The sequence below is a fragment of the Streptomyces brevispora genome (assembly GCF_007829885.1).
Taxonomy (GTDB): Bacteria; Actinomycetota; Actinomycetes; order Streptomycetales; family Streptomycetaceae; genus Streptomyces; species Streptomyces brevispora.
This window is the reverse complement of sequence record NZ_VIWW01000001.1, coordinates 2619150-2638818: the sequence shown is the minus strand read 5'-3', so window position 1 is coordinate 2638818 and position 19669 is coordinate 2619150. Positions and strand designations below refer to the sequence as shown.

The 19669-nt window shown below is 71.3% G+C and carries 19 protein-coding genes and 1 pseudogene; 9 read left to right on the top strand and 11 right to left on the bottom strand.

From position 1 onward, the window contains the following. Positions 1–143 precede the first annotated feature (143 nt). Entirely contained in the window at positions 144–749 is a 606-nt protein-coding gene (folE, locus tag FHX80_RS12105; protein ID WP_145767240.1) for a GTP cyclohydrolase I FolE, read from the top strand. 137 nt (positions 750–886) lie between these two features. On the opposite strand, the gene FHX80_RS12100 is transcribed toward folE, so the two are convergent. From FHX80_RS12100 to FHX80_RS12075, 6 genes are all read right to left on the bottom strand, one after another. Then, positions 887–1369, bottom strand: coding sequence for a DUF3180 domain-containing protein (locus tag FHX80_RS12100; protein WP_145764213.1), 483 nt, complete (start codon positions 1367–1369; stop codon positions 887–889). Positions 1370–1427: 58 nt separating this feature from the next. Beyond that, positions 1428–2039, bottom strand: a complete 612-nt coding sequence (gene folK / locus FHX80_RS12095; RefSeq protein ID WP_145764212.1) for a 2-amino-4-hydroxy-6-hydroxymethyldihydropteridine diphosphokinase — start codon at positions 2037–2039, stop codon at positions 1428–1430. Beyond that, entirely contained in the window at positions 2036–2395 is a 360-nt protein-coding gene (folB, locus tag FHX80_RS12090; protein ID WP_024493348.1) for a dihydroneopterin aldolase, read from the bottom strand. The genes folK and folB overlap by 4 nt, the downstream gene beginning before the upstream one ends. Positions 2396–2606: 211 nt before the next feature. Next, positions 2607–3089: a nuclear transport factor 2 family protein gene (locus FHX80_RS12085; RefSeq protein ID WP_145764211.1), complete on the bottom strand. Its 483-nt coding sequence runs from the start codon at positions 3087–3089 to the stop codon at positions 2607–2609. Continuing rightward, positions 3086–3946 (bottom strand): dihydropteroate synthase, encoded by an 861-nt coding sequence (folP, locus tag FHX80_RS12080; RefSeq protein ID WP_145764210.1) that lies wholly within the window; start codon positions 3944–3946, stop codon positions 3086–3088. Before folP ends, FHX80_RS12085 begins: the two co-directional genes overlap by 4 nt. A 30-nt stretch (positions 3947–3976) precedes the next feature. Then, a complete protein-coding gene (locus FHX80_RS12075) occupies positions 3977–5818 on the bottom strand; it encodes a phosphatidylglycerol lysyltransferase domain-containing protein (RefSeq protein ID WP_208764637.1) in 1842 nt (613 codons plus the stop codon). Positions 5819–5959: 141 nt separating this feature from the next. Between FHX80_RS12075 and FHX80_RS12070 the strand changes: the two genes are divergently transcribed. Beyond that, a complete protein-coding gene (locus FHX80_RS12070) occupies positions 5960–7081 on the top strand; it encodes an alpha/beta hydrolase-fold protein (protein ID WP_145764208.1) in 1122 nt (373 codons plus the stop codon). Positions 7082–7308: 227 nt separating this feature from the next. Here FHX80_RS12070 and FHX80_RS12065 read toward each other — a convergent pair whose 3' ends face one another. Further along, a complete protein-coding gene (locus FHX80_RS12065) occupies positions 7309–8508 on the bottom strand; it encodes an ABC transporter ATP-binding protein (RefSeq protein WP_145764207.1) in 1200 nt (399 codons plus the stop codon). A 130-nt stretch (positions 8509–8638) separates the two neighbouring features. On the opposite strand from FHX80_RS12065, the gene FHX80_RS12060 reads away from it, so the two are divergent. The 4 genes from FHX80_RS12060 (at position 8639) to FHX80_RS12045 (ending at position 12274) form a co-directional block, all read left to right on the top strand. Next, positions 8639–9352 (top strand): ABC transporter permease, encoded by a 714-nt coding sequence (locus FHX80_RS12060; protein ID WP_145764206.1) that lies wholly within the window; start codon positions 8639–8641, stop codon positions 9350–9352. 3 nt (positions 9353–9355) lie between these two features. Next, positions 9356–10030: an ABC transporter permease gene (locus FHX80_RS12055; protein WP_145764205.1), complete on the top strand. Its 675-nt coding sequence runs from the start codon at positions 9356–9358 to the stop codon at positions 10028–10030. Between the two features lie 71 nt (positions 10031–10101). Continuing rightward, complete coding sequence (locus FHX80_RS12050; protein WP_145764204.1) at positions 10102–11076, top strand: ABC transporter substrate-binding protein; 975 nt, start codon at positions 10102–10104, stop codon at positions 11074–11076. 172 nt (positions 11077–11248) lie between these two features. Beyond that, entirely contained in the window at positions 11249–12274 is a 1026-nt protein-coding gene (locus FHX80_RS12045) for a hypothetical protein (RefSeq protein ID WP_208764636.1), read from the top strand. Between the two features lie 55 nt (positions 12275–12329). Here the strand turns inward: FHX80_RS12045 and FHX80_RS12040 are convergent, their stop codons facing one another. After that, positions 12330–13472 carry an NADH-quinone oxidoreductase subunit D gene (locus FHX80_RS12040; RefSeq protein WP_145764203.1) on the bottom strand — a complete coding sequence of 381 codons (1143 nt, stop codon included), beginning with the start codon at positions 13470–13472 and terminating at the stop codon, positions 12330–12332. Positions 13473–13529: 57 nt separating this feature from the next. Then, positions 13530–14516 carry an SAM-dependent methyltransferase gene (locus FHX80_RS12035; RefSeq protein WP_145764202.1) on the bottom strand — a complete coding sequence of 329 codons (987 nt, stop codon included), beginning with the start codon at positions 14514–14516 and terminating at the stop codon, positions 13530–13532. A gap of 96 nt (positions 14517–14612) precedes the next feature. Between FHX80_RS12035 and FHX80_RS12030 the strand changes: the two genes are divergently transcribed. The 3 genes and pseudogenes from FHX80_RS12030 to FHX80_RS35635 form a co-directional block, all read left to right on the top strand. Continuing rightward, on the top strand, positions 14613–15815 hold the full coding sequence (locus FHX80_RS12030; RefSeq protein WP_145764201.1) for a sensor histidine kinase: 1203 nt from the start codon (positions 14613–14615) through the stop codon (positions 15813–15815). Between the two features lie 52 nt (positions 15816–15867). After that, a complete protein-coding gene (locus FHX80_RS12025; protein WP_145764200.1) occupies positions 15868–16542 on the top strand; it encodes a response regulator in 675 nt (224 codons plus the stop codon). Then, positions 16542–17141: pseudogene (locus FHX80_RS35635) on the top strand (ATP-binding protein); the annotation flags it as partial. The gene FHX80_RS12025 and the pseudogene FHX80_RS35635, both read left to right, overlap by 1 nt. 40 nt (positions 17142–17181) lie before the next feature. Here the strand turns inward: FHX80_RS35635 and FHX80_RS12015 are convergent. Together FHX80_RS12015 and FHX80_RS12010 are read right to left on the bottom strand one after the other, a co-directional pair. Next, on the bottom strand, positions 17182–18294 hold the full coding sequence (locus tag FHX80_RS12015) for a DUF5937 family protein (RefSeq protein WP_145767238.1): 1113 nt from the start codon (positions 18292–18294) through the stop codon (positions 17182–17184). Positions 18295–18377: 83 nt separating this feature from the next. Continuing rightward, positions 18378–19613 (bottom strand): threonine aldolase family protein, encoded by a 1236-nt coding sequence (locus FHX80_RS12010; RefSeq protein WP_145764199.1) that lies wholly within the window; start codon positions 19611–19613, stop codon positions 18378–18380. Between the last annotated feature and the right edge of the window lie 56 nt (positions 19614–19669).

Sequence of the window (19669 nt, the reverse complement as noted above, 5' to 3'; positions counted from 1 at the left end):
CGACCCGTGCGACCCCCGTCACAGGGGGTTCGACCGGGCCCGGAATGGATGCCGCGCCCTCCAGGTTTAGCCTGTGGGGGCGCGGCTTTCGTATATCTGCGCGAATGTCCACGCAGCTGACAGCTCAGAGGAACGAGGCACAGATGACCGACCCGGTGACGCTGGACGGCCAGGGTTCGATCGGCGAATTCGACGAGAAGCGGGCCGCGGCGGCCGTACGCGAGCTCCTCTTCGCCGTGGGGGAGGACCCCGACCGGGAGGGGCTGCGGGAGACGCCGGGACGGGTGGCGCGGGCGTACAAGGAGGTGTTCGCGGGTCTGTACCAGGCGCCCGAGGACGTCCTGACGACCACGTTCGACCTCGGCCATGACGAGATGGTGCTGGTCAAGGACATCGAAGTGTTCAGCACCTGTGAACATCATCTGGTGCCGTTCCACGGGGTGGCGCACGTCGGGTACATTCCGGCCGTCAGCGGCAAGATCACCGGCCTGTCGAAGCTGGCCCGGCTGGTGGACGTCTTCGCCCGGCGTCCGCAGGTCCAGGAGCGGCTCACCACCCAGATCGCCGATTCGCTGATGACGATCCTGGAGCCGCGCGGCGTCGTCGTCGTCGTGGAGTGCGAGCACATGTGCATGTCGATGCGCGGGATCCGCAAGCCCGGTGCGAAGACGCTGACCTCGGCGGTACGCGGACAGCTCCGTGACCCCGCGACGCGCGCCGAGGCCATGAGCCTGATCATGGCGCGCTGACGCGGCCGGTGCCGGCCCGTCCGCGCCCGTCCCGATCCACGCACGAGGGCCGGCGGATCCTGGGATCTGCCGGCCCTCAAGTCGTCTCAACGCTTTGCGGCGGACCGGTCAGGGGCGGACCGGTGCGGGGCGGTGGGCTATGCCCCCGCCGCGTTCTTGTTGTCGTCCTCGTCGTCCGGGAGCTTGCAGACGCGCTCCAGGAACAGGGCCGCCGCGATCACCGCGATGCCGGCCAGGACCGCGAAGCCGGCGTAGATCGCCTGGTCGCGGCGGGCCGGCATGTCGAGGGAGCCGAGCAGGAAGACGCCCGTGCCGCCGTACATTCCGGACACCAGGGCGACGACGAGGGCGCTGGCCTGGCCGAAGACCACGGCACGGGCCGCCATCAGCGGTTCGACGCCCTTCGCGCCCGGGCGGCGCTCCCGCTGGGCGCGCAGCCGGGAGCGGATGGAGAGGGCCGTCGCCAGCAGGACGACGGCGATCACCGCGAGCACGATGGGCGCGGCCAGCGGCACGCCCGGCAGGGTGCCGAGGGAGTCCCAGAGGCGGGCGCCGCCCCAGGACAGCACCCCGGCGGCGGCGAAGATGCCGGCCAGTACTCCGAGCCGTAGTTGCTTCACCGGGTGAGCCGCCCTTCGCCGCCTGTGATCTGTCCCGCTGTCCCTGTGAGCCTAACGACTACTCGGGCAGCCGGAGTTCCAGGTCGGCCCGGGGCATGACGCTGCCGCGGCCGACACCGGCGAGCAGATCGGCGACCGGGCCGACGCCGGGCAGTTGGGCGGCGGGATCCACGTCGTGCCACGGGGCGAGGACGAAGGCGCGCTCGCGGGCCCGCGGGTGCGGGAGGGTGAGCACGGGGTCGTCGGAGACCACATCGGCGTACGCCACGATGTCGACGTCGATGGTGCGCGGACCCCAGCGCTCCTCGCGGACCCGGTCGAAGGCCTCTTCGATGGCCTGGCCGCGCTCCAGGAGGGAGGAGGGGGGCAGCGTCGTCTTCACGACGACCACCGCGTTGAAGTACGACGGCTGGGTGCCGGGGTCGACGCCCCACGGCTCCGTCTCGTACACCGGGGAGACCGCCTTGACCCGGAGGCCCGGGGTGTCCTCCAGGGCGTCGATGGCGCCCTGGAGGGTCTCCAGGCGGTTGCCGAGATTGGAGCCCAGGGAGATCACGGCGCGTTTGGGGTTGGAGAGGGTGATGTCCGCGGCGTCCACCTGCTCGACCACGAAGGCGGGAACCGGCTGGACGGTCGGGTCGCTCTGCCCCTCGGTAGAAAATGCAGTCATGCTCGGCTCCGGGTGATGGTGATGGTGACATCGTCGAAGGGGACGGTGATGGGGGCATCCGGCTTGTGCACCACGACCTCCACCTCCTCGACGCCTTCGTGCTTGAGGCACTGCTGGGCGATGCGCTCCGCGAGCGTCTCGATCAGATCGACCGGTTCGCCCTTGACTACGTCGACGACCTCCTCGGCGACCACGCCGTAGTGCACGGTCTTCGTCAGGTCGTCGGCGGCTGCCGCGGGACGGGTGTCGAGGCCGAGCACCAGGTCCACGATGAACGTCTGTCCCTCTTCCCGTTCCCGGGGAAAGACGCCATGGTGTCCACGGGCCTTGAGGCCGCGCAGCGCGACACGATCCACGCGAATCACTCCTGCTGTTGTTGGTCGTAGGGGCACGGCGCCGCGTGCGGGCGGCGTCCTGTCCTCGTTGGAATCTACCTGCGAGCACCGACAGCACTCGCCCGTGGGGGCCACGGCGGACCGCACGGGGCTGGTAGCCGCTGATACCCCGATGTGCCCGATTCCAATCCCGGGGAGCCACTTTTCGAGCCTCCACCGGGCTTGTACCCATTCAGGAGGGGGACTCTTCGTCCTCTTCCTCGCCGGTTTCGGCCAGTACGGGCGAGCCGTGGTGGGACCAGAGCTTCCAGCCGTCCGGAGTGCGCCGGAACACATTGGTGGCGACCACGAGTTGGCCGACGAGCGGCCCCAGCGAGCTGCCTTCCTCGGCCGGTCCGCCGCTGAGGATGTTCTCGGTGCAGGTGACCAGGGCGGTGTCGCCGGTCATGGAGACCCCGACGTCGGTCAGGAAGAACTGGATGTACTCGGTGTTCGCCATGATCAGGGCGTAACTGCGCAGCACCTCCCCGCGGCCGGTGAGCACCGGCCAGCCCGGGTGGACGCAGGAGACGGTGAGGTCCTCGCCGGGCAGCCAGAGCCCGGTGAGTTCGTCGAGGTCCCCGCGCTCCATCGCCTCGTAGAAGGCGGTGTTGGCCCGCTCGACCGCCTCGATGTCGGCGGCCGCGTCCGCGGGCTCGTCCTGCGGCTCGTTCACGCGGCTCCCTCGACGGCGCGGGCGACGCGTACGGCGTCGGCGGTGGCCCGTACCTCGTGGACCCGGACGGCCCAGGCACCGGCACGGGCGGAGAGGGCGGAGATCGCGGCGGTGGCCGCGTCGCGTTCGCGGGCGGGCGGCGGGGCGGCGCCCGCTCCGGCCAGTACGTGGCCCAGGAACCGCTTCCGGGAGGCGGCTACCAGCAGCGGGCGGCCCAGGTCGTGCAGCGCGTCCAGGCGGGCGATGAGCGAGAGGTCGTGGCCGGCGTCCTTGGCGAAGCCGAGACCGGGGTCGATCACGATCCGTTCGGCCGCGACACCGCCCGTGACCACGGCGTCCATCCGGGCCCGCAGCTCCTCGACGACCTCCGCGACGACGTCCCCGTACACCGCCCGGCTGTTCATGGACTCGCTGAAGCCGCGCCAGTGCATGACGACGAAGGGCACCCCGGCGGCGGCGACGACCGGGACCATGTCCGGGTCGGCGAGTCCGCCGCTCACGTCGTTGACGAGGACCGCTCCCGCGGCGACGGCCTGCTCGGCGACCCGGGCCCGCATGGTGTCCACGGAGACCGTGACCCCCTCCGAGGCCAGACCGCGGACCACCGGGACCACCCGCCGCAGCTCCTCGGACTCGTCCACCCGGCTGGCGCCGGGGCGGGTCGACTCACCGCCGACATCGACCAGGTCGGCGCCCTCGCCGACCAGGTCGAGACCGTGCTTGACGGCCGCCGTGGTGTCGAACCAGCGGCCTCCGTCGGAGAAGGAGTCGGGGGTCACATTGACGACACCCATGACCGCACAGCGGTCCCACTCCGGCAGGCCCTGGACCGTGCCTCGTCCACGCAACGTACTCATACGACCAGCGTAGGCCCGCCCGGAGGCCGGTCACGCCGCGTGGGCGCCGTGCTCCCTGGTGCCGGCCGGTGCGTGTGTGCACGGACGCCGCCCGTTCCCCGGCAGTCTGCGGGCCAGCGCACGGGGGAGCGCGAAGCTGACGAAACCCTCGGCCTGCATGGCCGCCAGCGAGATCCGGGGCAGATCGCGGGCGGTGCGGTAGACCACGAAACGGGGCTCCCAGCGTGGCCGGAACTTGGCGTTGAACTTGTACAGCGACTCGATCTGGAACCAGCGCGACAGGAAGATCAGCAGGCCGCGCCAGATCCGCAGCACCGGTCCGGCGCCCAGTTTCTCGCCGCGGGCCAGCGCGGAGCGGAACATCGCGAAGTTCAGCGAGACGCGCGTGATGCCGAGCCGGGGCGCGGCCTGGAGGGAGGCGACGATCAGCAGCTCGTTCATCCCGGGGTCGGCGGCACGGTCGCGGCGCATGAGGTCCAGGGACATGCCGTCGGTACCCCAGGGGACGAAGTGGAGCACGGCCTTCAGGTCACCGTACGGGGAATCGGCGCTCTGTTCGTCGGCCTTGTGGGCGGTGGCGATGAAGCAGTCCGCGTCGGCGCCGTCGCCGATCCGGCCGAGCGCCATGGAGAAGCCGCGCTCGTTGTCGGTGCCGCGCCACTCGGCCGCGGCCCGCCGGATGCGGGCGAGTTCGGCCTCGCCGATGTCGGCCACGCGCCGGACCCGGGTCTCGTATCCGCCGCGCTCAATCCGCTTCACCATCTGGCGCACATTGCGCATCGCGCGTCCGGCGAGGGAGAAATCCGCGGCGTCCACCACCGCCTCGTCGCCGAGCTCCAGGGCGTCCAGTCCGGTCTCGCGGGTCCAGACCTCGCCGCCGGTCTCGCTGCAGCCCATCACGGCAGGTGTCCAGGCGTGGGCCCGGGCCTCGTCCATGAACCGTTCGATGGCGCCCGGCCAGGCCTCCACGTCGCCGATCGGGTCGCCGCTGGCCAGCATCACCCCGGACACCACCCGGTAGCAGACGGCGGCCTTGCCGCTGGGGGAGAACACCACGCCCTTGTCGCGGCGGAGCGCGAAGTGGCCGAGCGAGTCACGGCGGCCGTGCCGGTCCAGCAGCGCGCGCAGCCGGGTCTCGTCGTCCTCGGTGAGGCGAGCGGCAGGATGTTCGGGGCGGAACGCGAGGTAGATCGTGGTGACGGCGGTCAGCAGGCCGAGCGCGCCGAGCGAGTAGCCCACGGTCCAGGAGGTGACACCGGCGTACTCGACCGGGCCCTCGAAACCGAACAGGCCGTACAGCACGTGCTGGAGCCGGTCGACGATGCTGGGGTTCCCGACCAGCCGGCCAGGGTGGACGCTGACGATGACCAGACCGAGGCCGAGCGAACCCGCGCCGAGGAGGACGAAGTTGGCCAGCGCCCTCCAACGGCTGCGCGGGTCGGGAAGCGCGGCGAATTCACTCCGGTGGCGTACCAGCAGGTAGCACAGCGTCAGCGAGACGACCGCGCCCAGCACCGAGTGCCGGTAGACGAACTGGGACAGCGCACCGGCCGGGAGCAGCACGACGGCCGCCCGCCAGGCCCGTCGCTTGTGCCGCTTGAGGCCGTGGGCCAGGAGCAGCAGCAGGACGCCGACGCTCAGCGAGAGCGCGGCGGCGAAGGGGCCGAGGGCGCCGGGGAGGACCTCGGCGAGGGTGTGCATCCGGCTGTGGCGGAAGCGCGGGAAGACCCCGGCGGCGACGTCGATCAGGCCGACTACGGTGCAGGCGGTGCCGACGAGCACCGGTACGGTTTCGGGTCGCGGTCCGTGCACGAACTTGCGTGCACTATTCGGAACCGATCCCGACTTATCCCCATCTAGCGTGACAGACATCGCTTCCCATGGTTCCGCGAGAGATTCATTGGAGTCCGCCGGCCGGAGCCCTGCGGACAACGTGCGACCTCTAGGACGAGGCTTCCGGGCCGCGGGTTCACCCGTATCCAGGAAAATTCCTGACAAGAAAGTTCAACCGTCATGGGCCTTACCGGCAAAGCAGTACTGATCCTGGCGATCGCGCTGGCCGTCGTGCTGTTCGCCGTCACGATCTGGCTCTGGCCGCGGTTCGCCCGGCGCGGTGCCCCCATGGTGCTCGGCAGGGTCGGTCTGCTGCTGGCGACCCAGCTGGCGGTTTTCGTGTCGGTCGGCCTGCTGGCCAACAACTCGTTCCTCTTCTACGGCTCCTGGGCGGACCTGCTCGGTCAGAAGCAGGAGCTGGGTGTGGTCACGGACCACGCCGCCGGGACCCTGGCCGCGAAGAATATCGTCCGGGTGGGGACGCAGCGGCCCGACGTGCCGGGCGGATCGCTGCCCACCCGGGGCGGCCGGATCGACAAGGTCGTGATCGCGGGCCGGCACTCCAAGATCGAGAGCTCGGCGTACGTGTATCTGCCGCCGGAGTACTTCCAGGAGGCGTACGCCCACCGGAGATTTCCCGCGGTCGTGGTGCTCACGGGCTACCCGGGCACTTCGGAGAACCTCATCAAGGGACTGCGGTACCCCCGCACGGCACTCGATGGAGTGAAAGCGGGGCGGGCGCAGCCGATGATCCTGGTGATGCTGCGGCCGACGCTGGCGCCGCCGCGGGACACCGAGTGCGTGAACATAAAGGACGGTCCGCAGACCGAGACGTTCTTCGCGGTGGATCTGCCGCGGGCGATCTCGGCCGGCTACCGGGTGGGCAAGCAGGCCCGCAACTGGGGCATCATCGGCAATTCGACCGGCGGCTACTGCGCCCTGAAGATCGGGCTGCACCACCCGGGCCGGTTCACGGCGAGCGCGGGGCTCTCCGCGTACTACAAGGCGGCCGAGGACCCGACGACCGGTGACCTCTTCCATGGCGACCAGCGGGCACGCGACCACGCCGACCTGCTGTGGATCCTGGACCACCGGCCGATGCCCGACTCGTCCTTCCTGGTGACGACCTCCCGCCACGGCGAGGGGAACTACGCCGCCACGCGGCAGTTCCTGGCCAAGGTGAAGTCACCCGCCGAGGCCTCGTCGATCGTGCTCGGCAGCGGCGGGCACAACTTCAACACCTGGCGCCGGGAGATTCCCGCCGCCCTGGAGTGGATGAGCAGCCGGCTCAGCGAGAACTGACCCGGTCCGGGGTGGGTCGGTTCTCGTTGAGCCGGCCTGCGTGCGGCCGGGGTGCGGCCGTGCTGCGGCTCGCGTGCGGCTGTGGTGAGGCTCGCGTGCGGCTGGGCTGCGGCTCGCGTGCGGCCGGGGTGCGGCTGTGGTGAGGCTCTGGTGAGGCTCGCGTGCGGCTGGGCTGCGGCTCGGGCGCGGCTGTGGCGCGGCTCGGGCGCGGCTGGGGTGCGGCCTGCTCACGCGCCCGCGGTCTTGGTCACGCTCGCCACGCTCTCGACGGCCACCTCGGCACGCGGCACGGACCGGTCGTCCGCGTCGATCGACCGGCGCAGCGCCTCGTGGAGGCGGGCCGGGGTGAGCACGCCCAGGAACCGGCCCGCGCTCTCCTTGTCGATGACCGCGATCCAGCCGGCGTCGTGCTGGAGCATGGTGGCGAACGCCTGCTTGAGCGGGGCACCGACGGGCAGCCAGGCCTCCATCCGACGGGCGTGCTCGCGCACGGTGCCCTTGGCGCCGCCGAGCGCGTCACCGAGCGCGTCACCGGCAGGGATCCAGCCGTGCAGATGGTCATCGCCGTCCAGTACGACGGCCCAGCGCGCGCCCTCGGCACGCAGCCGTTCGGTCGCCGTGGCCAGCGAGTCGTCGAGGTGGACGACCGGCGGCTGGTCGAGGTCGCTCTCCTCGATGGGGGTGACCGAGAGCCGCTTGAGCCCTCGGTCCGCGCCGACGAAGTCCGCGACATAGCCGGTGGCGGGGGCGCCGAGCACGGTGGCCGGTGAGTCGAACTGCTCGATCGAGCCCTGTCCGTAGACGGCGATGCGGTCGCCGAGGCGGACGGCCTCCTCGATGTCGTGCGTGACGAACAGCACGGTTTTGCGGACCTGCGCCTGAAGCTTCAGGAATTCGTTCTGCAGCCGTTCCCGGACGACCGGGTCGACTGCGCCGAAAGGCTCGTCCATCAGCAGAACGGGCGGGTCGGCGGCCAGTGCCCTTGCCACGCCCACCCGTTGGCGCTGACCGCCCGAGAGCTGTTCCGGATATCGGTCGCCATAAACGGAAGGATCGAGTCCGACCAGGTCGAGGAGTTCCGCTGCGCGTTCGCGGCCCTTTCCCCGTTTCCAGCCGAGGAGATGGGGCACGGTCGCGGTGTTCTCCAGGACCGTTTTGTGCGGGAACAGCCCGACCTGCTGGATCACGTAGCCGATACGGCGGCGCAGTTGGACGGGGTCGATGGCTGATATGTCGTCCCCGTCGAGGAATATCCGGCCCTCGGTCGGTTCGATCAGCCGGTTCACCATCTTCATGGTGGTCGTCTTGCCGCACCCCGATGGCCCGACGAGCGTGACGAGTTCACCCTCGGCGACCTCGAAGGAAAGATCGTCGACGGCGGTGGTGCCGTCCGCATACCGCTTGGTGACGTGCTCGAAACGGATCATGGTTCCCCATTGTGGCGCGTGTTCTGTGAAGGACATGTTTCTGGAATACAACGGCCTCGGCGATTGTCAGTGGTCGAGGATAGGCTCGCCGGACATCAGTACGAGAGGGTGATCGGGAGGTGGGGGACGGATGGCCGGACAGAACTGCCTGGTGACGAACGACTGGATCTGCGGGGAGTATCTCCGTTCCCGCAGCCAGGAGTTGACCGATGCGACGGTCCAGCACATCTGGATCACCGCGGTCTCGGTGGCGATCGGGGTTGCCGTGGCATTCCCGCTGGCACTGCTCGCGCGTCGCAGCCGGCGCTTCGCCGGACCGGTTCTCGGGCTGACCACGGTGCTCTACACCGTGCCGTCACTCGCGATGTTCTCGCTGCTGCTGCCGCTTTTCGGGCTCTCCGCGGCGCTGGTCGTCACCGGTCTGGTGCTGTATTCGCTGACCATTCTCGTGCGGAACATCCTGGCGGGTCTGGAGGCGGTTCCCCTGGAGGCGAAGGAGGCGGCACGGGGCATGGGTTACGGCCCGGCCCGGCTGCTGTGGGAGGTGGAGCTGCCGCTCGCGCTGCCCGCCCTGATGGCCGGGATACGGATCGCCACGGTGTCCACGGTCGCGCTGACGACGATCGGCTCGATCGTCGGCCGCGGCGGACTGGGCAACCTCATCGACGACGCCCTGCCGAGCTTCTTCAAGGCCCAGGTGCTGGCCGCCTCGGTGCTCTGCGTACTGCTCGCGGTGGTCGCGGACCTGCTGCTGCTCGGCGTGCAGCGGCTGCTGACTCCGTGGACCCGGATATCAAGGACCCGCGACGCCGTGGACACGGCCGGCGCGGCGAAGGCGGTCTGACCCATGGGAGTTCTCGGCGAGGCCTGGACCTGGCTCACCACCGGTGCCAACTGGTCGGGGGAGAGCGGGGTGGCCCACCGGCTCGGTGAGCACCTGTACGTCAGCGGGGTGGCGCTCGCCCTGTCCTGCGTCATCGCGCTGCCCATCGCGCTCTTCCTCGGGCACATCGGGAAGGGGGGCGCGCTGGCGGTCAACATCTCCAATGTGGGGCGGGCGGTCCCGGTCTTCGCGGTGCTGGCGCTCTTCATGGTCTCGCCGCTGCGCAACAGCGGATACGTGCCGACGATCATCGCCCTGGTGCTGTTCGCCGTGCCGCCGCTGCTGACCAACGCCCACGTCGGGATGACCGAGGTGGACCGTTCGGTGACGGAGGCCGCGCGCGGGATGGGTATGTCGGGCGGCCAGCTCTTCGTACGCGTCGAACTCCCGCTGGCCTACCCGATGATCATGACCGGGCTGCGCTCGGCCGCCGTCCAGGTGGTGGCCACCGCGACGATCGCCGCGATGGTCGGCCAGGGCGGTCTCGGCCGGATCATCACCGCCGGTTTCAACACGTACAACACCCCGCAGGTCGTCGCGGGGGCACTGCTGGTCGCCGTGCTCGCACTGCTGGTGGAGACGGTGCTGGTCGCCCTCGACCGGATGCTGTCACCGCTTCGCCGCCGCCGGACGGCATGAGCCCCGCGGCCGGCTCTCGTAACCGACATCGCATATCGCATATGGCCCTGTTGCCGTGGACGGAGAACATCATGAGCAAGACCTCGCGCATAGCCGGCGCGGTCATCGGCATCGTCGCGCTGGCGGGCTCGCTCGCCGCCTGCGGCGGCGACAGCCTGGAGAAGGACAAGGGCACCCCGGCCGGCGGCGACTCCGCGAAGAAGGGCTCGCTCGTCATCGGCGCCGCCGCCTTCACCGAGTCCAAGGTGCTCGCGGAGCTCTACTCGCAGATCCTGGCCGACGCCGGATACAGCACCTCGATCACCACGGTGAAGAACCGTGAACTGTACGAACCCTCGCTGGAGAAGGGCGAGATCGACGTCGTACCGGAATATGCCGCGACGATCGCCGAATTCCTCAACGCCAAGGTGAACGGGGCGAAGGCGGCCGAGGAGAAGCCGGTCGCGTCGGGCGACACCGCGGCCACCGTCGCCGCTCTGGAGAAGCTCGCCACTCCGATCGGGCTGAAGGTGCTGCCGGCCGGCAAGGCGATCGACCAGAACGCCTTCGCGGTCACCAAGGAATTCGCCGCGAAGAACAAGCTGGAGACGCTTTCGGACCTCGGCGCCTCCAAGATCAAGGTGAAGATCGCGGCGGGTGACGAGTGCGAGGTACGGGCGTTCTGCGCACCCGGACTGAAGAAGACGTACGGCATCGACGTCACCGGCATCGACCCCAAGGGAGTCGGCACCCCGCAGTCCAAGCAGGCGGTCAAGGACGGCAAGGACCAACTGGTCCTCACCACCACCACGGACGCGGTGCTGGACACTTACGACCTGGTTTTCCTGGACGACGACAAGAAGCTGCAGAACGCGGACAACGTTCTGCCGGTCGTCAATGCCAAGGACGCGGGCGCCCAGGACATCGCCGACGCGCTCGGCAGGCTCACCGGCGCACTCACCACCCAGGACCTGGCGGAACTGAACCGCAAGGTCGACGCCGAGCGCGCCAAGCCGGAGGACGCGGCCAAGGAATACCTCCAGTCAAAGGGTTTGATCAAGAAGTAACGAAGGCCCGGGGAAGGGGCTTCGGCCGGGCGACGCGGAGTACCGGAAGGCGTACCGGAAGTCCCGTCCGGGGGAGCGGAAGTGCGTGTTTCGGGGGCCGTCAGGTAACCGGCGGGGAACAGATTGCCGGGCGGCCCCCCAAGCAGCCCGTACGCACGGTAAATTTCAGGCCATGTCACGTGGACGCCATCGCCATTCGCCACCTCTGCACAGAATCCTTCCGCCTTCGGCCGTTGCCGGCGCCGCGGTTCTCTGCGCTGCGGGAGCCTGGCTGCTCGCCGAACCCCTGGTCCTGCGCGCGCTGGTCGCCGCCGCGGCGGCCGCTGCCCTGACCGGCGCCTATCTGATGCGCAGCTGGGACCAGGAGGCAGGCCGTCGCGTCGCGGAACTGACGCGCGCCCGCACCAGCGACGAGTGGCGTGCCGAGGAACGCATAGCGGAGATCGAGACCGATCTGGAGGAGTCGCGCGAACTGCGCGCCCGTCTGGAGACGAAGCTGCGCCGCAAGCGCGTCGAGCTCGCCGCGCTCCGTGGTGAGCACGCCGCGCTGCTGCGGCGGTACGCGAACGCCGAGACCGAGCGGGCCAGTGTGCTGGAGAGCCGCCGGCAGCTCGCCCTGGAGGTGACCGCGCCGCCCCGCGAACTGCCCGCCGCGCGCAGCACCCCGACGCCCGCCGGATATCTGCGCGCCGCCCAGGCACTGGAGGACCTCACGCGCAACGGGGCGCTCCAGGAGGCGCGGCGCACCGCCGAGCGGGCCAGGAAGCGCGATCTCGCGGAGCGGGCCCAGGAGGCGCAGGAGCCGAGGGGGAGGCACGCTGCCGCCGCGCACGCCGCCGTCACGACGGACGGCGAGCAGCACCGCCGCCCGGCGGCCGCCCTGCCCGCGTCCCGGCCGCCCCAGGCACTGCCCGCCCAGCGCGCCGTACCGGCCGCCAGCGCGGTCGTTCCGTACGCCGCGGCCCGCCGCCACCTGGTGCCGCAGGGCAGCTTCGACTTCTTCGGTACGCAGAAGGCGCACGCCGCGATCGAGTCCGTGCAGAACGAGGACCTCGCCGACGTGGTGGGCGAGGAGGCGCTGGCCGCGCACCGCACGGGCGCGGCCGAGAACCGGGCCGTCGGCAAGGTCATCGACCTGACCGCGCACGACGAGACCGAGCAACTGGACGTCGCGGTGCTGCGCAGCGCGATCTCGTAGCGGAGCGGCCGGCTTTCGTCCCGGGGTGGTGGCAGCCCGGGAAGAGAGCCGGCCGCTACTTGTCGATGTCGCCGACGACGAAGAACAGCGAGCCCAGGATCGCCACCATGTCGGCGACCAGGGTGCCGGGCAGCAGCTCGGTGAGCGCCTGGATGTTGTTGAACGAGGCCGAGCGTAGCTTCAGCCGGTACGGGGTCTTCTCACCCTTGGACACCAGGTAGTAGCCGTTGACGCCGAGCGGGTTCTCCGTCCAGGCGTAGGTGTGGCCCTCGGGGGCTTTCAGGACCTTGGGCAGCCGCTGGTTGATCGGACCGGGCGCCAGGTCCGCCATCCGGTCCAGGCAGGCGTCCGCCAGGTCCAGGGCGTTGTGCGTCTGGTCCAGCAGGCACTCGAACCGGGCCAGGCAGTCGCCCTCGGTGCGGGTGACGACCTTCAGGGTGTCCTGGAGCTCCCCGTACGCGAGATACGGCTCGTCGCGCCGCAGGTCGAAGTCGACGCCCGAGGCGCGGGCGATCGGCCCGGACACCCCGTACGCGTGCACGGCCCCGGCCGACAGCACCCCCACCCCGCGGGTGCGGCCGCGGAAGATCTCGTTGCCGAGGACCAGCTTGTCGTACACGTCCATCCGGGACCGGACCGAGGCGACGGCGTCCCGGGCGCGGCCGAGCCAGCCCGCCGGGAGGTCCTCCTTGAGGCCGCCGACCCGGTTGAACATGTAGTGCATCCGGCCGCCGGAGACCTCCTCCATGACGGTCTGGAGCTCCTCGCGCTCCCGGAACGCGTAGAACACCGGGGTGATCCCGCCCAGTTCCAGCGGGTAGGAGCCGAGGAACATCAGGTGGTTGAGGACCCGGTTCAGCTCCGCCAGCAGGGTGCGGGTCCAGACCGCGCGCTCCGGGACCTCCATGCCGAGCATGCGCTCGACGGCCATCACGACGCCCAGCTCGTTGGAGAACGCCGACAGCCAGTCGTGGCGGTTGGCCAGCATCACGATCTGCCGGTAGTCGCGGGCCTCGAAGAGCTTCTCCGCGCCGCGGTGCATATAGCCGATGACCGGTTCGGCGTGCTGGACGCGTTCGCCGTCCAGGACGATCCTCAGCCGGAGCACGCCGTGCGTGGAGGGGTGCTGCGGGCCGATGTTGAGCACCATGTCGGTGCTCTCCGCCGCGCCGCCGATGCCGACTGTCGTCTCCGTCATGCGGGACAGTATTCCCTGCGGCCGGGAGTCCCCGGGCTGCGCCCCGGGCCCCGCGCCTCAGACGCCGGCGGGGCCGGGGACCCGTTGCGTCAGCCAGCCGAAGTCGCCGAGGCCGCCGCGTGCCGTCAGCTCCGCCGCCTCAGCCGCCCCGGCCAGCGCCCGTACGTAGCCGGCCGGGTCGCTCGACGCCAGGGACAGCGGCGGGCGCCCGCCGCTGATGCCCAGCCCGTGCAGCGCCTCGCGCTGGGTACGGATCTCCGCGCCCGGGCCGCCCGCCGCCGCGCACGCGTCCAGCGCCACGTGCGACGTGAGGTCGCAGCTGCCGTCCGGCACGGGTCGCACCTCGCGCCCCGCCCGGAAGCCGGTCAGCGTTCCGAAGGGCGGCCGCGCCTCCCGTACGTGCATGTAGTCCACCGCCACCGCGAGCCCGCCGGACAGCGTGGACACCGCACGCGCCCACGCCTCGTCGCGCGAGCGGCCGATCTCCGCCCGGCTGCCCGGACCCGCCGACGGCCACCAGCGGCTCAGCCACCGTGCGTCGGCCCCGCTCACCGGCTCGCCCAGCCGCTCCGTACCGTCCGACGGCCGGACCAGGACGTAACGTTCGACGCCGTCCGGGTCCGTCTCGGCGACCGGCGTCGGCACGTTGTCCAGCCACTCGTTGGCGAACAGCAGTCCGCGCACGCCCTGGGGGGGCTTCGCGCACCACTCCACCCGTGGGTCCAGACCTGAGGGGCGCGCGGCGAGCTCCACGGCGTACGCCCGTACCGCGAGACCGTCGCCGCCCTCCGCCGGCAGCGCCGCGAGCACCCCCGTCAACAGCTCGCCGCGCCCCGCTCCCAGATCCACCAGGTCCACCGAACCGGTCCCGAGCTCCCCGGCCGTCCTGACCAGCAGCCGGGCGACGGCCGCGGCGAACAGCGGGGAGGCGTGCACGGAGGTGCGGAAATGACCCGCGGGCCCTTCGGGGCTCCGGTAGAACCCCCCGTCCCCGTACAAAGCGGTCTCGGCCGCCTCCTGCCACCCCTGCCAGTCATCCGTCACGTGTTCAAGTCTCCACCTTGGGGAGTACGGTCTCCGGACCTGGATCGGTCCTTTGGCTGACCCACGCACCTGTCGCCTGTCCCTACGCTGGGTTACGTGCAGCGCCTCTACGATTTCATCCGCAGACACCCGACGGGCGTCGACAGTTTCTGGGCTGTCTTCCTCCTCGGGATCTCCGGCGTGACCGTTGTGAGCGGTGCCGGGCATGGCAGTGGTGAGTACTTCGCCGTGCTGCCGGTCGTGATCGGTCTCAGCGTCGTCGTCGCACTGCGCCGCCGCGCACCCGAGAAGATGCTGCTGCTCGCCATCGCGATGGGGGTCGCCCAGCTGGTGTTCGGGGTCAGGCCGAACACCGCGAACTTCGCGATGCTCGTGATCACCTTCACCGTGGCCACCGTCGGTGAGCGCTGGGCGTCCCGGCTCGCCCTGACGTGCAGCCTGTGCGCGGCCGGGCTCTCCCAGATCCGCTGGCCGTTCGAGGAGCCGGGCGGCTGGGTGCAGACGGTGTTCGTCGTCGTCGTGATGACGGTGCCGTTCGTGCTGGCCTGGGTGCTCGGCGACTCGATGCGGACCCGGCGGGCCTACTTCGACCAGCTGGAGGAGCGCGCCGCCCGGCTGGAGCGGGAGCGCGAGGCGCAGTCGAAGGTCGCGGTGGCCGCCGAGCGGGCCCGTATCGCCCGCGAACTCCACGATGTCGTCGCGCACAACGTCTCGGTGATGGTGGTCCAGGCCGACGGCGCCGCCTATGTCATGGATGCGGCGCCCGACCAGGCACGGCAGGCGCTGGAGACCATCTCCAGCACCGGCAGGCAGGCGCTCGCGGAGATGCGGCGGCTGCTCGGTGTGCTGAGGACCGGTGATGTGCGGGAGAGCGGGGAGTACGTCCCGCAGCCCGACGTCGAACAGATCGAGGACCTGGTCGGCCAGGTCAGACAGTCCGGGCTGGCCGTCGACTTCAAGATCGAGGGCACTCCGCGCCCGCTGCCCAGCGGCGTCGAGCTGACCGCGTACCGGATCGTGCAGGAGGCGCTGACCAACACGCGCAAGCACGGCGGCCCGAACGCCGGGGCCAGTGTGCGGCTGGTGTACTTCGACGACGGGCTCGGCCTGCTGGTGGAGGACGACGGCCGGGGTGCCGCGCACGAACTGTACGAGGACGGCGGCGCCGACGGCGCGGGCCACGGGATGATCGGCATGCGCGAGCGGGTCGGCATGGTCGGCGGCACGCTGGACGCGGGACCGCGCCCCGGCGGCGGGTTCCGGATCAGCGCGCTGCTGCCGCTCAAACCGGCCGACTAGGTCCTTGCCCATCGACGACCGACCGCAGAACGAAACAGGAGACAGGGACCCCATGGCGATCCGCGTGATGCTCGTCGACGACCAGGTGCTGTTGCGTACCGGCTTCCGGATGGTGCTGGCCGCGCAGCCGGACATGGAGGTCGTCGCCGAGGCCGGCGACGGCCTGGAGGCGATCGAGAACCTCCGGTCCACCGCGGTCGACGTGGTGCTGATGGACGTGCGGATGCCGAGGCTGGACGGCGTCGAGGCCACCCGTCGCATCTGCGCGGAGCCCGATGCGCCCAAGGTGCTCATCCTGACGACGTTCGACCTCGACGAGTACGCGTTCTCCGGGCTGAAGGCCGGGGCCAGCGGCTTCATGCTCAAGGACGTGCCGCCGGGCGAACTGCTCGCCGCGATCCGTTCCGTGCACAGCGGCGACGCGGTCGTCGCCCCGTCCACCACCCGCCGGCTGCTCGACCGCTTCTCGCCGATGCTGCCGAGCAGTAAGGAGGAGCCCCGCCACAAGGACATCGCGAAGCTCACCGAACGCGAACGCGAGGTGATGCTGCTGGTCGCCCAGGGCCTGTCCAACGGCGAGATCGCCGCGCGGCTGGTGCTCTCCGAGGCGACCGTGAAGACGCATGTCGGCCGCATCCTGACCAAGCTGGGGCTGCGCGACCGGGTGCAGGTCGTCGTCCTCGCCTACGAGACCGGGCTGGTGCGCGCCGGCGGCGGGGCCGGCTGATCACGGGCGCGCTGCTCTGGATCAACGGTCCCTTCGGGGGCGGCACGACGCAGACGGCGTACGGGCTGAAGCGGCGGCAGCGCGGTCCGCGATCCGGAGCACATCGGCTCCGGGCCGCACCGGACGCTGCCGCCCGGACTCCACGGTGACGTCCAGGATCTGACGGCCTGGCGGCAGGGGGTGCGCGCAGTGCTGGACATCGCGCTGCGCGAGCACCCCGGCACGGTGATCGCCCCGATGACGCCGGTCGACTCCGGCTCTTACGCGGAGATCGTCGGGCGGCTGCGCGAGGACGGGCACCCGGTGCACCACTTCGCCCCGCTCGCCGGGCGCGGGACGGTGCTGCGGCGGCTGAGCGAACGCGGACCGGGGCGCGGACCGAAGCACGAGAGCTTCGCGGTGGAGGAACCGGACCATGGCCCGGAGCGGCTCGCGGCCCCGGAGTTCGCCGAGCACATCCGTACCGACCGGCTGACGGTCCCGCAGGTGGCCGACCGGACCGCCGGATCGGCGGGGCTCACCCTGCTGCCGGACACGGACAGCGCGCTGCGGCACCGGATGCGGCGGGCTGGACGGGCCTCGGGCACATCCGGTTCGACCGAACCGCCGCACGGGGCGGGGCGGGCGTGGGTGCGGCGGTCAGCGCAGGATGCCCTCCAGGAAGTCGCTGCCGAGCCGCGCCACGACGGTCACGTCCAGCTGGTGCAGCACGTACCGGCCGCGGCGCCGGGTCGTGATCAGGCCGGCCCTCTTCAGCACCGTGAGATGGCGGGAGACCTCGGGGGACGTGATGCCGTGCGTGTCGGCGAGTTCCCCGGTCGTGTACGGGGAACGGGCGATGTTGCGGCACAGCCGCATCCGCATCGGGTGGGCCAGCGCCTCCATCCGCAGCTGAAGCAGCTCGACGGAGGCGGGGGAGGGCAGCTCGGCCCGGTGCACGGGGTAGTGGATCACCGGACGCCAGCCCGGCGCGTGCAGCACCGTCAGATGCGGCCAGCCGAAGCTGGTCGGGATGAGCGTGAGCCCGGCGCCGACGGCCGGGGCGGCGGCGTCGGTCGAGCCCTCGGTCAGTTTGTCGATGCGGATCCGGTCCCCGGCCGCGTCGAGCGACACCGCGGTGGACACCGCGCCCATCGCCTCGCCGATCCCCTTGCGCCGCAGCAGATCCGTCTTGTGCCGGGCGTCGGCCGCCAGCTGGACCCGCACCCGCTGCCAGGTGTCCGCGAAGAACGCCTGGTCGCAGTCCTCGAAGAGGCGCCGGATCCAGCGGCGTACGGAGGCGGGGTCGGTCAGCAGCTGCTTGGCGAACTCCGCCTGCTGAGGGCCGCGCGCCGCCGCCATGTCCAGGGCGCGGGCGCGCATTCCGGCGTCGACGAGGGGCGAGGGCGCGCCCGCCCCGTACAGACCGGTGCAGGTGAACTCCAGGGCCGCGGCGACGAAGCGCTCGTCGTCCAGCCGGTCGAGGATGTCCAGGTCCTCCGCGAGGTCGGCGCCCGTCCTGCCGTTGCCGCCGCGGACCCCCGCGAACGCCATGAAGATGTCCGAGAAGGTGTTCCGCCACAGGAACTCCGCCTCGTGCAGCCGGTCGGCGAGGTCCGGCTCCAGCGCCGTCGTGGTGGCCGTCGCCCAGCCGTGCAGACCCGGGTGGTGCCCCGGCTCGGAGAGCGCGTGCAGGGCGAGCCCCAGCTCCGCGAGGGGGGAGGTCTCGAAGACGATGCGTCCGGGGTCCAGCCCCGCGATGTCGATGGTCACGCTCACCCCTCCATGGTGCGGGGTGAGCGGGGCGGGCCGGTCCCCGATTGACGGTTGGCGTCAATCGGGGCGCCGGGCACGCCTCACTCCTGCTGAGCCACCCGCTTCAGGAACGCGCCCAACGCCGCCTTCACGTCCGCCGCCGTCCACTCCAGCCCCGCTTCCGTCACCGTGACCTCCGTGAAGGAGAGCCCGGGAGGTCCGGCGGACGCCGGGTGCCACTTACGGAAGAGCACCACGCCCGTCTCCTCCGCCAGCCGCACCGAGGCCTCCGACAGAACGTCGGGCGAGTAGGGCAGCCACACCTGGAACTGGTGGGTGTGCGGCGGCTCGGGATGTACCCGGAACCACCCGGCACCGGCCTCCGCGAACCCCTCGGCCAGCGCCGCGGCCACCAGCCGCGCCTGCGCCACGTACGACGGCAGCTTCGGCAGCTCCCGCTCCAGGCCGCTCAGCGCGAAGAGCGCCGCGGGGAACTGCTGGAAGACCTGGCCGCCGTACCGGTGCCGCCAGGTGCGGGCCTCCTCGATCAGCGACGCCGGACCGGCGAGCGCGGCCCCGGAGATCCCGCCGAGGGTCTTGTAGAACGACACGTACACACTGTCCGCGAGCGCCGCGATCTCCGGCAGCTCCCGCCCGAAGTGCGTCGCGCACTCCCACAGCCGAGCCCCGTCGAAGTGGACCACCGCGTCGCGTTCGCGCGCGGCCGCCACCACCGCCTCCAGCTCCTCCCAGGTGGGCAGGACGAAGCCCGCGTCACGCAGCGGCAGCTCCAGCATCAGGGTGCCGAACGGCTCGTCGAAGTCGCGGACCTCGTCCGCCGTGGGCAGCCGGGGCCCGGACGTCGGGTGCACGGTACGCAGCCCGCTCACCGCCCCCAGCGCACCGCGCTCGTGCACCTCGGGGTGGGCGAGCGGATGCAGCGCCACCACCGGACTGCCGGTGCGCCCCGCCCAGCACCGCAGCGCGACCTGCTGCGCCATCGTCCCGGTCGGGAAGAACGCGACGGCCTCCATGCCCAGCACCTCGGCGATCCGCTGCTCCAGCTCCGCGACGACGCCGTCACCGTAGATGTCCGCGGGCTGTCCGAGATCGGTGAGCGTGCCGGCGTCGGCGGCCAGCGAGGCCAGGTGTTCGCCGAGCGAGCGCTCCATCGGCGCCCGGTACAGGGTCCGCTCGGCCTGCCGCCACGCGGCGACCCGGCGGAGCCGCGCGGCGTCGTCCTCCGTGCCCCCGTGTCCGTTCGCGCCTCCGTGTCCGTCCGCTCCCTGTGCCTCGCCCGCCGCTTCGTCGCGCACCTGTTCGTTCTTGTCTGCCATGGGACGATCATCACGCAGAACGGGACTCCCGCCCACGGGATATCCGAGGCCCGGTC

What these genes read in the sequence shown, in the direction of transcription:
- FHX80_RS12040 (WP_145764203.1), bottom strand. Translation starts at nt 13,472, where the DNA reads ATGACGGAGACGACAGTCGGCATCGGCGGCGCGGCGGAGAGCACCGAC.
- FHX80_RS12060 (WP_145764206.1), top strand. Translation starts at nt 8,639, where the DNA reads ATGGCCGGACAGAACTGCCTGGTGACGAACGACTGGATCTGCGGGGAG.
- folP (WP_145764210.1), bottom strand. Translation starts at nt 3,946, where the DNA reads ATGAGTACGTTGCGTGGACGAGGCACGGTCCAGGGCCTGCCGGAGTGG.
- FHX80_RS12045 (WP_208764636.1), top strand. Translation starts at nt 11,249, where the DNA reads ATGTCACGTGGACGCCATCGCCATTCGCCACCTCTGCACAGAATCCTT.
- FHX80_RS12070 (WP_145764208.1), top strand. Translation starts at nt 5,960, where the DNA reads ATGGGCCTTACCGGCAAAGCAGTACTGATCCTGGCGATCGCGCTGGCC.
- folE (WP_145767240.1), top strand. Translation starts at nt 144, where the DNA reads ATGACCGACCCGGTGACGCTGGACGGCCAGGGTTCGATCGGCGAATTC.
- FHX80_RS12065 (WP_145764207.1), bottom strand. Translation starts at nt 8,508, where the DNA reads ATGATCCGTTTCGAGCACGTCACCAAGCGGTATGCGGACGGCACCACC.
- folK (WP_145764212.1), bottom strand. Translation starts at nt 2,039, where the DNA reads ATGACTGCATTTTCTACCGAGGGGCAGAGCGACCCGACCGTCCAGCCG.
- FHX80_RS12010 (WP_145764199.1), bottom strand. Translation starts at nt 19,613, where the DNA reads ATGGCAGACAAGAACGAACAGGTGCGCGACGAAGCGGCGGGCGAGGCA.
- FHX80_RS12075 (WP_208764637.1), bottom strand. Translation starts at nt 5,818, where the DNA reads ATGTCTGTCACGCTAGATGGGGATAAGTCGGGATCGGTTCCGAATAGT.
- FHX80_RS12055 (WP_145764205.1), top strand. Translation starts at nt 9,356, where the DNA reads ATGGGAGTTCTCGGCGAGGCCTGGACCTGGCTCACCACCGGTGCCAAC.
- FHX80_RS12025 (WP_145764200.1), top strand. Translation starts at nt 15,868, where the DNA reads ATGGCGATCCGCGTGATGCTCGTCGACGACCAGGTGCTGTTGCGTACC.
- FHX80_RS12050 (WP_145764204.1), top strand. Translation starts at nt 10,102, where the DNA reads ATGAGCAAGACCTCGCGCATAGCCGGCGCGGTCATCGGCATCGTCGCG.